This window comes from Synechocystis sp. PCC 6714 (assembly GCF_000478825.2).
GTDB lineage: Bacteria > Cyanobacteriota > Cyanobacteriia > Cyanobacteriales > Microcystaceae > Synechocystis.
In genome coordinates this window covers 172,452-185,237 of the sequence record NZ_CP007542.1, presented here as the reverse complement: position 1 = coordinate 185,237, position 12,786 = coordinate 172,452, and the positions used below count along the sequence as shown (strand labels likewise).

Here is a 12,786-nt window from a genome sequence, read left to right as displayed (position 1 = left end):
CAGTTTTGACCCTTCAATGTTTTGAGAGTTTTGAGAAATTTAGCAACTTTTTGTGATGACTTCTGCCCCAAACCCCGTTTTTTCTCCATCGGATCTGCAAACTTGGTTAGAAATTGCAACGGAGGCAGCGCTGGCGGCGGGGGCAGAAATTTTATCCCTCTGGGGCAAGGTGCAACAGGTACAGGAAAAAGGCCGGGCCGGAGATTTGGTCACAGAAGCTGATCGACAAGCGGAAGCGATTATTTTGGAAATCATTAAACGCCGTTGCCCAGACCATGCCATTTTGGCCGAAGAGTCGGGACAGTTGGGCCAGGTTGATAACCCTTTTTGTTGGGCCATTGACCCCCTCGATGGCACCACTAACTTTGCCCATAGTTACCCCGTATCCTGTGTTTCCATTGGTTTACTGATCCAAGGCATTCCCACTGTGGGGGTAGTTTACAATCCCTTTCGCCAAGAATTATTTCGGGCCGCCACCGGTTTGGGAGCCACATTAAATCGTCAGCCGATTAGAGTCTCAACCACCACGGTCCTGGCTAAGAGCTTATTGGTCACCGGCTTTGCCTACGACCGAGTTAAAACCTTGGATAACAACTACCCTGAATTTTGCCATCTCACCCATCTCACCCAGGGGGTACGGCGCAGTGGCTCGGCGGCGATCGATCTCATTGATGTGGCCTGTGGCCGTTTGGACGGCTACTGGGAACGGGGCATCAATCCCTGGGATATGGCCGCTGGCATTGTGATTGTCCAAGAAGCAGGGGGAACAGTTTCCGCCTATGACGGTTCTCCCCTGGAGTTAAGCACTGGCCGCATCCTTGCCACCAATGGCAAAATTCACCGGGAACTCAGTCAAGCTCTAGCGGAAACTCCCCAGTGGTTTCACCAGTACGCCGCCGCCAGGGCAGAAACAATCTGAGGGGGTGTTTGCAATGGGCCTCTGGTTCCCAATGCTGAGGGAAATTGGATTGATTCAAATCACAGAATACATTTACCATGGCTGATTGTTTTTTTGTCACCGGGGGAACGGGCTTTGTCGGCGCCAATTTAATCCGACACCTGTTGGAACAGGGGCATCAAGTGCGAGCCCTAGTCCGACCTTCCAGTCGCCCCGATAATTTGCAAAATTTGCCCATAGATTGGGTCATGGGGGATTTAAATGATGGGGAACTTCACCGACAAATGCAGGGATGTCGGGGACTGTTCCATGTGGCGGCCCACTATTCCCTCTGGCAAAAGGACCGTGAAGCCCTCTATCAAAGTAACGTTTTAGGCACGAGAAACATTCTGGCTTGTGCCCAAAAGGCGGGCATTGAACGCACTGTTTATACCAGTTCCGTGGCGGCGATCGGGGTCAAGGGGAATGGACAAAGGGCGGATGAAACTTACCAAAGTCCAGTGGAAAAGTTAATTGGAGCCTATAAACAGTCAAAGTATTGGGCGGAACAGGAGGCATTAACGGCGGCCCAGCGGGGACAGGATATTGTCATTGTCAATCCCAGCACCCCCATTGGTCCTTGGGATGTGAAGCCAACCCCTACCGGGGAAATAATTTTGCGCTTTCTGAGGCGAAAAATGCCAGCCTACGTCAACACAGGCTTGAATTTAATCGATGTGCGGGATGTGGCGGCGGGGCATCTTCTGGCATGGAAAAAAGGGAAAACTGCTTTGACCAGAGGCGATCGTTATATTTTGGGCCACGAAAATATCAGCCTCCAGGGTATTTTGGCTCACCTATCCGCCATTACAGGGTTCCCTGCTCCCCAAAATACTGTCCCCCTTTGGTTACCCTTGGCCGTTGCCTGGGTGGAAGAAAGGGTTCTTGCTCCCCTGGGGCGATCGCCTTCGGTGCCCATGGATGGGGTTAAAATGTCGGCCCAAGAAATGTATTACGATGCTGGTAGGGCAGTACGGGAATTGAATTTACCCCAGTCTCCCATTGAGAAAGCTTTGGCCGATGCGGTGCATTGGTTCCAAGATCATGGCTATGCTAGCTAGTCTGACTTTATTTTCAGTTTCCCCAACTCCTATGACTATTGAATTGACTGTCCCCACCATTGCCTGTGAAGCCTGTGCCGAAGCAGTAACCAAAGCTGTGCAAAATGAGGATGCCCAAGCAACGGTCCAAGTGGATGTAGCCAGCAAAAAAGTCACCATCACCAGTGCTGTGGGGGAAGAACAACTACGGACGGCGATCGCCTCGGCGGGCCACGAAGTTGAATAAGCTTTTTGGGGTAACCCGACAGTGACGATTTTTACTTCCGGCCATTGCTTGGTTTGCATTTCTAACCCGACCCTCTACAATCGAGGGAGTATTTTGCAACCCGTATGTGTGTGTGAGGCTCTGAACAATGCAGTCCCAATCGAAGATGAAAGACCTGAAACGTAAGCCTGGTCAAGGTGCCAATCTCTACAATCTATCTTTGGGCGGGCTGATTATTCTCGGTGGTTTGGTTTGGTCTTTACCCGGTAGCACCACTGGCAATTTGGAAATTGAGCAATCTGCCCCTGCTCCCATCGCCCCGGCCGCTCCCCCCGCTCCCGTGAAGGCCACAGCCCCAGTCCAGGTTCAAGCGGCTCCTGCTCCCTCTGCCCCCAAGCCAGCAGCGCCTAAATTATCTGCCCCTGCCATTGCTCCGGTTTCTAGCCAACCAGCCCAAATACGCCAGGGTTTGCAAAAAAATAGTTACATCGATGCGGCTCCCCAGGGCACAGCGGCAGCCCCCAATTTACCCACCCGGACAGAGGTGGAATTCGTTCCTCGCTCTGGCCAACAAGCTCCCCTCAATACCCGTTATCCCGCCGCCAATCGCAGTACTATTAACCGTGCCCCCTTGGCCCGTCAGCAGTCTACCCCGGTCAATCCCCCCACGGCGATCGCTCCCCGTCGGCAAAGGATCAATGCCCGCAACACTTCCCCCACCAGTCCCGTTTCTCCCCTCAATCCCCTCAATATTCAGCCCAGAGTCAGTTCTCTGGCGATCGGGCAACCGGTGGGAGCCAATCAAGTTTTCAGCCTTGATCCCATGGCCAATCGGGGGATTGAAATTGCTTTAGCTCCGTTGCCGGAGTATAGCCGAGCCACAGGATTGTACTCTCCCCAAGGGCAACCGGGGCAGGGCACGGATATGATTTTCCCCGTTGCCGGTGTTAATCCCATTACCTCCGCCTTTGGTTGGCGTATTCATCCCATCAGCGGCCAGGGACGTATGCACAACGGCACTGATATTGGCGCTCCCATGGGAACTCCAGTGCTAGCGGCCTACGACGGCATAGTAGCAGCGGCCCAATGGTCCGGGGGCTATGGCTTGATGGTTACCCTGCGTCACCTGGATGGTACCCAGGAATCCCGTTATGCTCACTTGTCCGAAACTTTTGTGCAAGCTGGGCAGGAAGTAGTAAGGGGAGAGGTAATCGGCCGAGTTGGTAGCACCGGTTTCTCCACTGGCCCGCACTTACACTTTGAATGGCGACACCTGACCAATGATGGCTGGGTTGCCGTGGATGCCGGCCCCCATTTAGAAGCAGCCTTAGCTAATTTGATGGCAGCTCAAAAGTATGCCCAATCCCAAGCTAACTCCCAGCCCCAGAGTTAAATCTTAAGCAAGCAGAATCAATCGACAACTTTTTATGAGTCCCCCAGATTCTCTTAACTGGGGGTCCTTTGGGCACAGCAACCTCTTTTGGGATCATTGCTTGACCAACATCAAACAAGTTCAGTTATACAAAATACTTTCTTTGCAATACTGCTAAAGAAAAAAGCTTTTCCAGTACTGCATCGTCGGACAAACCAACAGAAAATTCAGTTTTTGCCCTATGGCAAGGAGCGAAATGGTTAAGACAGCTCCCTCAATGCCATAGCAAACTTCTAGTGGTTTTTGCAGTTGTTAACCAATAATATTTAGATTGGTAAAACGACTCAAACAATTGATTATGCCAGGATTTTTGGGCATTGGTAGCATCATAAATTATCTGCTTTCCAGTTGTGATTACTTTGGATAATTTGGCTAGAAACTTCTTCATTAACTAACGGTCAATCTTCCTGGATTGTGGCATCTCCAAATATCCCTCTTTCGTCAGTCTGAGCAGGAAATTTCAGACCAAATCACCAAAACTCTTTGATAGCATAGGTTTTAGGGATCGTACCCAATAAAAATTCCATCTCCTATTTTTTCTCTTCAAATAATCCTGAGAGACATACCTGGTAAGAGCCTCAGCGATTCAAGTTTAAATTTGTTTCCGAGATCGACGGAAGAGGGATATAGTCGTTTCTAGTAAGACTGAGGCAGTCAAATTCACCGAAAGGCTTGTCAATAAAGACTTAAGCAGTCTAGAAATTATTTGAAATGACTATAATTCTTTCCTAATCTTGTCAGTAGGGGTTATCTGACTATAGTTATGGGCTATGGCCTGATGAAAATACCTCGCCTAGGTAGATCTCCTGCTAGCTGGACAACCCATTAAAAGACGAAAAACCGATGCCGTTATCTAAGTTTTGCTTGTTAATTTCTTGATGAATAGCCCACACTTGAATGTAGAGTTGCTCGGGATATGCATTGGGAAAAAAGCATAGGGTAGCCGGACAAAGCTAACCCCGATCGCCAAAGTTGAGGTTTTAGTATTCAGGGCTAAGATTGATTGCTTTGTACTAATAATCACCATGCCTTTTTCTTTCCTAGAGATGGTAATTTTCTGAAGGCAAAGCCTAATTCACTTATGAATAAGCCATCTTAGAGACATTTTCCCAAGAAGAAAGTACACCATTAAAGTTTGCTTCTGTATATTATCGAATTATGCACACAGATTCAGTGAATTAAAACACTTAACTAATTTCAATTTGGTGGGAACAAACTTCAAGGATTAATTCATCATCGTAGTGTAAATTGGGGATAAAATTTGTCATAATCTCTAGGATATCCGGCGGTTGATAATGTTCAGGTTTGGTTTCAGGATGAGGATAATAAATTAATCCATTAATAATTGTTGCATTAGTAGTAATAATGCGACAATCAAAAAAAGAAAAATCTTCCGCTTGGTCCTTAATTGACCACTTAACTTGCCTAAAGGTATATCTAGCTTGCCTTATTTTATATTGATGCGGAGCAATGCTTAAATTAATTGTTCCTAAATAATAATCATCTAAATTTAAACCACACTTCTCAAAAAAAGGTTTTTGCATTGCCAGAGTGCCTTTGGGAAAGCGCTGATTGCCGGAGCAACCTGATGCCACTCCATAGCCAGCCTTAACAACTCCTTTGACTCGAACCCAATTATCCACTGAGCTAATCTCCGTAATTTTTTAGCATTATCCAGGGCTGATTTTAACAATCATCTTCTACCTATGTTATAGTCACTTCAAATAATTTCTAGACTGCTTAAGTCTTTATTGACAAGCTTTTTGATGAATTTGACTGCCTCAGCCTTACTAGAAACTACTATAACTATTCACCTTCAATAGGGAGTTTCTAGACGATCGCCGGGTAAACTTAAGTCTATGACCCATCTAATGTTATTGCTACTGATAATCGTTCATGTTTTAGGAGCAACAATTTGGACTGGGGGGCATCTTATCCTTGCCCTCCGATTTCTGCCCGATGCCCTAAAGAAAAAGGACATTGCCATTGTTGAACAATTTGAAGAAAGATTTGAGACCCTTGGTCTGATCGCATTGGCTGGACAAATTATTTCTGGTTTGTGATTGGCATCGTTATTTTTGCCGGACTGGTCAGAATGGCTTGATTATCATAATCCCATTGCCAGGGGTATTGAAATCAAATTAGGTTTATTAACATTGACAATTATTCTCGCTCTGGATGCTAGACTAAGGCTAATTCCTAAGCTGGAAGCTGATAGGCTTAATGATTTAGCTCTTCACATTATTGGTATCACAACCCTATCAGTTTTATTTGTTATTTTTGGAGTGGGTTTGCAGTTGGGCGGAATTTAATCCAACTCTGCCACTGATAATTTCCCAGGAATGATTAACTTGTCAGCTTTGCCAAGATATTTAGGGCATTTCTTTGGCCAGAATATGACTTTACCCATTCGGTGATTTAGCTCATAATCATCAAACCGAAACGACTGGTATGCTAGCTAGGCAATATGGTTTCCCTCTGTGCCTAACCCCATGGTTAAAATTGAGCTAGAGGACATTTTAGTTAGCATTTAAAAAAACTCAACGAACTTAAGGTTTCCTAGGCAGAAATAAAAGGGGAAATTAAAGCTCTAGATGAACGGTTGATAGGGCAAATCAAAATCCTTGATGAAAATAGTTTCCAGCATTGGCAAACGGCTGAAAAACCATAAATTTCTCAACAGCGAAATTATGATGATCTCCATGTTAATTGTGTTGGCCAAGGGTGAGAAAAGGAGGTTATAGTTGATTTAATTGAAAGTAAGACACTGACCAGAGCTAAAAGCGTCTTTGGTAAAGATTTTAGTCGTCTCAATCTTACTTTGATTGGCTATAAAACATAGCGGAGCACAACATGGTTATCTTTGTCGCCACCAAGTAAACACCGCCAGCCCGATGCCAATCAGGGGAACAATTACCCAGGTCAGCCAGCCTAAAACCATGGCCCGACGTACTCCCAAGTTAATACGACGATCTGTGGGGTCCTTAGCCCTTAGGCTTAGGGGTTGGTCCACATTTTCCGCAAGCCATTGCACACTATTAAGGAAAATATCACCATTAACCGCTTCGTTAAACCAAGCATTGGTAGCGAAAGCCGTAGTGCCCACCACTACCATTTTGGCTGGGGGAAGTTCCGGGGTGTAACTCTTTGACTCAGTTTTAGCTTGGTCATTTTCATTGTTCCCATTTTCCGCTGCATCATCGGTGGGGGATTCTTCTTTCCCTTCATTGGGATTAGCCCCTTCCTGATCCGTTATCTTTGGTTGATTGGTACTATGGCTAGGGGAAAGAGTGGGAGAAATTGCTGGACTAGGGGAGGGAATAATTTCTTCGCTGGGGTTATCGGAACTGGAATCACTCTCATTTTGCGTCTCTGTTCCATTGACTGAATCAGCTTCTTTTCCTTGCCTAGTCAGGGCCACCGCCACATCGAAAGGCCCTAACAAATCCGTTTCTGGGTTGGGTTGGAGATCTTCACTGATCAATTGGGTGGCATACATCAAATCTGATGCTTCCACTAGGGTTGTGGCTTCAATCTGGGGTTTTTCAGTTGTGGCTACGGGTTGCACCAAGGGAAAAATGGCGATCGCCCCTTGGAGTTTTTCCGTGATGGGATGGTTCCCGTAACGATTAAAAATGGGCACGGTGGGGTCAAGTCCAAACACACTACCCGCCCCGGACAGATCAATTACCAAACGAGGGTCAAAGCTCACGCCCCAGGGCTCCAGTACATCTTCCAAACCCGCATCTGCATCTGGAGCCATCATCACCAGCAAGTTCCCCCCTTGATCAGTATATTGCTGTAGTGTTTCCACCTCTGGGGGTAAAAACTTACGGGTAGGGCCGGCGATAATCACTGCATCAGCGTCTGTGGGTATCCCTCCATCGGTGACTAAATTGAGGGGTTGCACTACAAAGCCAAGATTTTCCAGGGCCGCTGCCCCTTCCGAGATGCCCCCCGGTTCATTGTTGAGGGATAACTCCCCATGGCCCTGCACCAGATAAATGTGGGGGGTTTCCTGGCGCTGGACATTGGCAATGGCGTTGGTTAGTTGAATTTCCGATAGGGCTTGCCGTTGCTGGAAACTAAGCAAATTCTGTACTAATTGATTTTTATCCCCATATTCAATGAAGACATCCCCTTTATTTTGCACATTAAACTTTTGTACTAATTGGGGACGGCGATCGGGATGGACAAATTCAAAGCTGAATTGATCGCTGAAACGCTGGTAATTTTGCAATAATTTACGGTCCTGGTCGCTGGGGGCGTCATCAAAAATCCAAACTTTGAGGGGTTCCTCCAGGGCACTGACTAAACTTTGGCTTTGGGGCGCTAGGGTGAACCGTTGATTTTCCGTTAAATCCCACGACACCGGATAACGAAAGGCGATGTAATTAATTAGGGTTAAAATCACCAACACTGCCAGGGTAGAAGCAATGACATTGGCACCGGATTGGGTCGATCGTCGGCCGAAAAAACCTGGGGATCTTTGCCAGAGCCAGCCCCCCCAAAGGAGCAGAAAAATAACGGCCAACCCCAATAAACTTAGGTAAAGCTTACTCATAACCCCAGTCACCCCCAGGGCAATGGCCCCGGCTACCCCAAAGGCGATCGCCAGTAAAAAGGCGTATTTCCCGTAAGTCCGAAATAGAGCAGTAAGCCTAGCCATAGGTTGTCTGATGGTGAATCCTCCGTATCGTATCTTACCGAAAGGGGTTGTCCACCAATGCTCTCTTGGCCCTTGTTAGTTCAACCAAAATGTTTTAACTGGGTGACATTGGGCACAGATCAGCAAATAATTGGTGTTAGCTCCGCCAATGCTGACCATTGTTGCTCCACTGCCATGACCACCGCCCCTTTGCTTTGTCTTTCCTTATTGCTCGTCACCTACTTAATGGGCTCCCTTCCCACAGGCTATCTGGCTGGCAAGTTATTGTTGGGTATTGATATCCGAGACCATGGTTCCAAGTCCACCGGGGCCACCAATGTGTTTCGTACTTTGGGAAAACCAGCGGCGATCGCCGTGTTGGCCATTGACATCGCCAAGGGAGCAATGGCGGTAGCCTTGGTACAGAGCATTTACGCCAATGGTTGGCTACCGGCCCTACCACTGGGCTGGCAAAGTTGGTTAACCGTGGGGGTTGCAGTGGCGGTGGTGCTGGGGCACAGTAAATCTATTTTTCTCAACTTCTCCGGGGGGAAATCCGTTGCCACTAGCTTGGGAGTACTATTCATGCTCAATATTTGGTTGGCCCTGGGTACCCTAGCAACTTTTTTGGCAGTAATTTCCTTTACCCGCATCGTTTCCCTTAGTTCCATTGTGGCGGCGATCGCCGTTAATGGTATTGCGTTAGCCCTCCAACTCCCCTTACCCTACCTTTCCTTTACCCTACTAGCAGGAATATATGTGATTGTCCGCCATCGGAGCAATATCGAAAGAATATTACAGGGCACAGAACCAAAACTGGGGGAAAAGGTGTCTTCTTTACCGGAAAGAAAAGGAGTTGCTTAGGTATTATTCCGGGATCAACAATCTGGATAATTATTTAGCACAAAATTATTTCTATGAGCCATATATGCCTAGAACTAATTCAGTCTTCCCCCCTATCCCATTCATTTCCGAGAAGACTTTGGAGCAACTTAAGCACCCGTTAACAATCTGCTCGATAAAGAAATGCTGACTGCCTCAGTCTTACTAGAAACGACAATATTTCTTTATTCGCGAGTAATCCATCATTCTAAAATCTGCCCATCCTAAATTTATTCTTGATTTGCTTTAATCCATACTCTATCGAGTTTCTTGTTCCATATAAGTTGCCTAGTTTTTGATATTCTATGAAAGAGCTTAGGTTATATGTTCACAGCCCCATCGATAAAGCAATTAAGATTACCGCTCCAAAGATGAGGCGATACCAAACAAAAATCCAAGTGCTGCGTTTTTGCAAAAATTTAATCAGCCAGGCGATCGCCAGGTAGGAAAAAACAGCAGAGGAAATGGTGCCAACAATGAGGGGAAGAATAGCATCGTTACTGAGATTTTTGTCCAGTAAACCCTTTAATTCCACTAGACCAGCGATGGTAATGGCTGGGATGCCCAGCAAAAAAGAAAAACGGGCAGCGGCGGCCCGCTCTAGATTGATAAATAAGCCAGCAGTTAAGGTGGATCCGGAGCGGGATACTCCGGGAATGAGGGCTAGGGCTTGGGCAGTGCCCATAATTAACCCATCCTGCCAGCGTAATTTTTCAAAGGGACGGCGATGGGTTCCTAATTTTTCCGCCAGTGCCAACAATAGAGCCATGACAATAGAGGCGATCGCAATGGTGTTTAAACTGCGGAAGAGGGAATTGTCCAAGTCCTGCACCAAGAGTTTCATTAATAGTCCAAAGAAAACAATGGGAATGGTCCCCAAACCAATGCCTAGACCTAATTTAAATTCGAGGGAATCGTATTGACGAGTTTGTAGAGCTTTGATAATCCCCTTAGCAATGCCGGTTAAATCCTCCCAAAAGTACCAAAACACTGCTCCAATGCTTCCTAATTGGATAACGGCGGTGAACGCCACCCCTGGATCTCCCCAGCCCAAAGCCATGGGCACCGCTTTCAAATGAGCTGTACTACTAATGGGCAGAAATTCCGTTGCCCCCTGAACAAAGCCCAACACAAAGGCTTGGAAAAGATTAATGGATATGCCGGTAGATATTACCCCTGTTTCCACTGCCTCGCCGGGAAGAATGGGTTGGGCCACTCCAACCCCCAAGAGTTGATGATAGACAACGGCGATCGCCACACTGAGACTGAAGGCACTGAGAAAATTTAATCGGCGGGGATACATTCACTGTGGGTGATAATCTGGACTCAAAGATCCTAGCCTATAGTGGCAGGGCCGTTTTTTGGGCAGCTATGCCCTAGAATCCCTCCTCTGTTTTGCCCTGTCTTTCCATGCCCCTTCCCATTCTCGTCACTGGCCCAAGCCGTTCAGGTAAAAGCGAATGGGCTGAACATCTTGCCAGCAAAAGCCATCAACCAGTCATCTACATTGCCACTGGCAAGGAAAATGCCGCTGATGCAGATTGGCAAAACCGCATTCAACAACACCGAAACCGCCGTCCGTCCCACTGGAAAACGGTATGTGTAGATCAGAATTTAACTGACACCCTAACAACTTTGCCGTCAGCAACCTGTGCTTTAGTAGACTCCCTGGGGGGTTGGGTGGCCAATACCCTGGAATTATCCCCAGAGCAATGGCAGACCCAGCAACGGACATTGATTAACTTTGTTCAAGAACTGCAACCGGGGCCGGGATTAATTATTTTTGTTGCCGAAGAAACGGGCTGGGGAGTGATTCCGGCCTATGCCCTAGGACGTATTTTTCGAGATCGTCTAGGGGCTTTGACTAGGCAATTGGGGGGATTGTGTGGTCAGGTTTATTTGGTTACCGGGGGCTACGCGCTGGATTTACGCCGGTGGGGAGAACCTTTGCCCCCATCAAGTCAATGATATCTCAACCGAGGCGATCGTTAAGTTCCTGTAAACAAATACCGTTTCCCACTCAGAAATCGTTAACATGGAGGCCAGCCGACAGCAGGGAGAACTTCTGGATTTTTCAGAAGCATAATTTGAAAATGGCAGATGCCACCGAAGTTAAAAACTATTTAGGTCATTGGTTTCAGCTTGGCCGGGGCATTGTTTTTCCCAAAAGTAATGAAATAGTCTTGCCTAATCCCATTTTTGCTGGTCAGGTTTTTTCCTCTGCGTTTGAGGATTGTTGGCAACGCATTCTCACCAGCCGGGATGATTGTTATTTGGAAGGCACAGAAGAAACTTTACAAAACCTCTTGACTAACGCCTGGGAAATTGTCGGCTGCGCCCGCTGCGCTTTGCCCGTCCCCCTGCCTCGCCATCAAATCCCAAGTTGTCTTTGTCCTTGTGTCGAATTGGAATCCTGGCCTAATTTGGAATTGCCCTTGCCTCGTCTACCAGTTAATGGGGCCTGTACGCTGAGGAAAATCCAAGAAAGATTGATATTACAAGAAGAACTGGACTGACTTTCGACTAACTGAACTTACCCATTGCCGGACTCTCCGAAGGGCTTGATACCGGCCCGGTCTAGTATTTCGGGAATTAATTCTTCTTTTTTAATGGCCATTAAATGCACACCCTGGCATAGCTCTTTGGCTAGTTTCACCTGTTCTGCGGCGATCGCCACCCCTTCCATGAGGGGATCTTCGGCCTGGGCTAGGCGATCGATTAAAGCATCGGGAATATTGACCCCAGGCACCACCCGTCTGATAAAAGCAGCATTTTTAGCCGATTTGAAGAGAAAGATGCCGGCCAAAATTGGTTTGCCACACCCCGCCGCCACCTGGCTCATAAATTTATCCAGGCGCTCAAAATCCGTAATTAATTGACTCTGGAAAAACTGGGCCCCCGCCGTTAATTTCCTTTCAAAGCGACTTTGTAAACCAGACCAACTTTTTAGCTGGGGGTCCACCGCCGCCCCAGGAAATAAATCTAAGCGTCCGTCCAGCAAAGGAGCTTGGTTAAAATCTAGCCCTTGGTTGAGGGAGCGGATCAAACTTAAAAGCCTTACAGACTCCAAATCATATACAGGTCTGGCTTTGGGGTGGTCCCCTGCTTTGAGGGGATCGCCAGTTAGGGCTAGAACATTACGTAAACCCAGGGCATAGGCCCCCATTAAATCCCCCTGGAGCCCAATCAAATTGCGATCGCGGCAGGTCATCTGACAAATAGCTTCAATGCCTTGCTGTTGCAACAACACACAGGCTGCAATGGAAGACATCCGCAACACCGCTCGACTGCCATCGGTGACATTTACCCCGTGGACCCGGCCCCGCAGTTTGGCCGCCACCGCCAACATCCGCTCTGGATTGCCGCCTTTGGGGGGAGTAACTTCAGCCGTGATCAAAAATTTCTTTGCCTCAGCCGCCCGACGAAACTGGCTAATGGTCATTGCATCCAATGGTGACAAGTTTGGTTCCAACTCCAAGCAGGGATTGCCGCTCTGACAGGAGATCTTAACAGAGTTTTTCCTGTTTGCCGGCTCAGCCATTGCCTAGACCTGTGGCCCGGTTTCCATTCCCAAGGGGTCAGGATTAGGATATAAGATTAAAGGTGTTCAAAAAATTTATA

At 47.5% G+C, this 12,786-nt stretch carries 13 protein-coding genes and 1 pseudogene; 9 read left to right on the top strand and 5 right to left on the bottom strand.

The window, feature by feature from the left end:
• The first annotated feature begins 55 nt into the window (after window positions 1-55).
• From D082_RS00855 to D082_RS00840, 4 genes are all read left to right on the top strand, one after another.
• Complete coding sequence (locus D082_RS00855; protein WP_028946821.1) at window positions 56-919, top strand: inositol monophosphatase family protein; 864 nt, start codon at window positions 56-58, stop codon at window positions 917-919.
• Between the two features lie 77 nt (window positions 920-996).
• Window positions 997-1,998, top strand: coding sequence for a hopanoid-associated sugar epimerase (gene hpnA / locus D082_RS00850; RefSeq protein ID WP_028946822.1), 1,002 nt, complete (start codon window positions 997-999; stop codon window positions 1,996-1,998).
• Window positions 1,999-2,029: 31 nt separating this feature from the next.
• Window positions 2,030-2,224 carry a heavy-metal-associated domain-containing protein gene (locus tag D082_RS00845; RefSeq protein ID WP_028946823.1) on the top strand — a complete coding sequence of 65 codons (195 nt, stop codon included), beginning with the start codon at window positions 2,030-2,032 and terminating at the stop codon, window positions 2,222-2,224.
• A gap of 145 nt (window positions 2,225-2,369) precedes the next feature.
• Window positions 2,370-3,596, top strand: a complete 1,227-nt coding sequence (locus D082_RS00840) for a M23 family metallopeptidase (protein ID WP_238546777.1) — start codon at window positions 2,370-2,372, stop codon at window positions 3,594-3,596.
• A 1,226-nt stretch (window positions 3,597-4,822) separates the two neighbouring features.
• Here the strand turns inward: D082_RS00840 and D082_RS00835 are convergent.
• Window positions 4,823-5,278, bottom strand: a complete 456-nt coding sequence (locus D082_RS00835; protein WP_028946825.1) for a hypothetical protein — start codon at window positions 5,276-5,278, stop codon at window positions 4,823-4,825.
• Window positions 5,279-5,494: 216 nt separating this feature from the next.
• Here D082_RS00835 and D082_RS18795 point away from each other — a divergent pair, with 216 nt between their 5' ends.
• Window positions 5,495-5,698 carry a hypothetical protein gene (locus D082_RS18795; protein WP_202963095.1) on the top strand — a complete coding sequence of 68 codons (204 nt, stop codon included), beginning with the start codon at window positions 5,495-5,497 and terminating at the stop codon, window positions 5,696-5,698.
• Window positions 5,699-5,947, top strand: a complete 249-nt coding sequence (locus D082_RS18790; RefSeq protein WP_202963094.1) for a hypothetical protein — start codon at window positions 5,699-5,701, stop codon at window positions 5,945-5,947. It begins immediately after the preceding gene.
• 545 nt (window positions 5,948-6,492) lie between these two features.
• Here the strand turns inward: D082_RS18790 and D082_RS00825 are convergent.
• Window positions 6,493-8,304, bottom strand: coding sequence for a Gldg family protein (locus D082_RS00825; RefSeq protein WP_028946826.1), 1,812 nt, complete (start codon window positions 8,302-8,304; stop codon window positions 6,493-6,495).
• Between the two features lie 174 nt (window positions 8,305-8,478).
• On the opposite strand from D082_RS00825, the gene plsY reads away from it, so the two are divergent.
• Window positions 8,479-9,147 carry a glycerol-3-phosphate 1-O-acyltransferase PlsY gene (plsY, locus tag D082_RS00820; protein WP_028946827.1) on the top strand — a complete coding sequence of 223 codons (669 nt, stop codon included), beginning with the start codon at window positions 8,479-8,481 and terminating at the stop codon, window positions 9,145-9,147.
• A 195-nt stretch (window positions 9,148-9,342) separates the two neighbouring features.
• Here plsY and D082_RS18205 read toward each other — a convergent pair.
• Window positions 9,343-9,466: pseudogene (locus D082_RS18205) on the bottom strand (IS701 family transposase); the annotation flags it as partial.
• A 27-nt stretch (window positions 9,467-9,493) separates the two neighbouring features.
• A complete protein-coding gene (locus D082_RS00815; RefSeq protein ID WP_028946828.1) occupies window positions 9,494-10,468 on the bottom strand; it encodes an undecaprenyl-diphosphate phosphatase in 975 nt (324 codons plus the stop codon).
• Between the two features lie 107 nt (window positions 10,469-10,575).
• Here D082_RS00815 and cobU point away from each other — a divergent pair, with 107 nt between their 5' ends.
• Window positions 10,576-11,133, top strand: a complete 558-nt coding sequence (gene cobU / locus D082_RS00810) for a bifunctional adenosylcobinamide kinase/adenosylcobinamide-phosphate guanylyltransferase (RefSeq protein WP_028946829.1) — start codon at window positions 10,576-10,578, stop codon at window positions 11,131-11,133.
• Between the two features lie 125 nt (window positions 11,134-11,258).
• Window positions 11,259-11,681, top strand: a complete 423-nt coding sequence (locus tag D082_RS00805; protein ID WP_028946830.1) for a hypothetical protein — start codon at window positions 11,259-11,261, stop codon at window positions 11,679-11,681.
• A gap of 17 nt (window positions 11,682-11,698) precedes the next feature.
• Here D082_RS00805 and D082_RS00800 read toward each other — a convergent pair whose 3' ends face one another.
• Complete coding sequence (locus tag D082_RS00800; protein ID WP_369796127.1) at window positions 11,699-12,706, bottom strand: methylenetetrahydrofolate reductase; 1,008 nt, start codon at window positions 12,704-12,706, stop codon at window positions 11,699-11,701.
• Window positions 12,707-12,786: the final 80 nt, after the last annotated feature.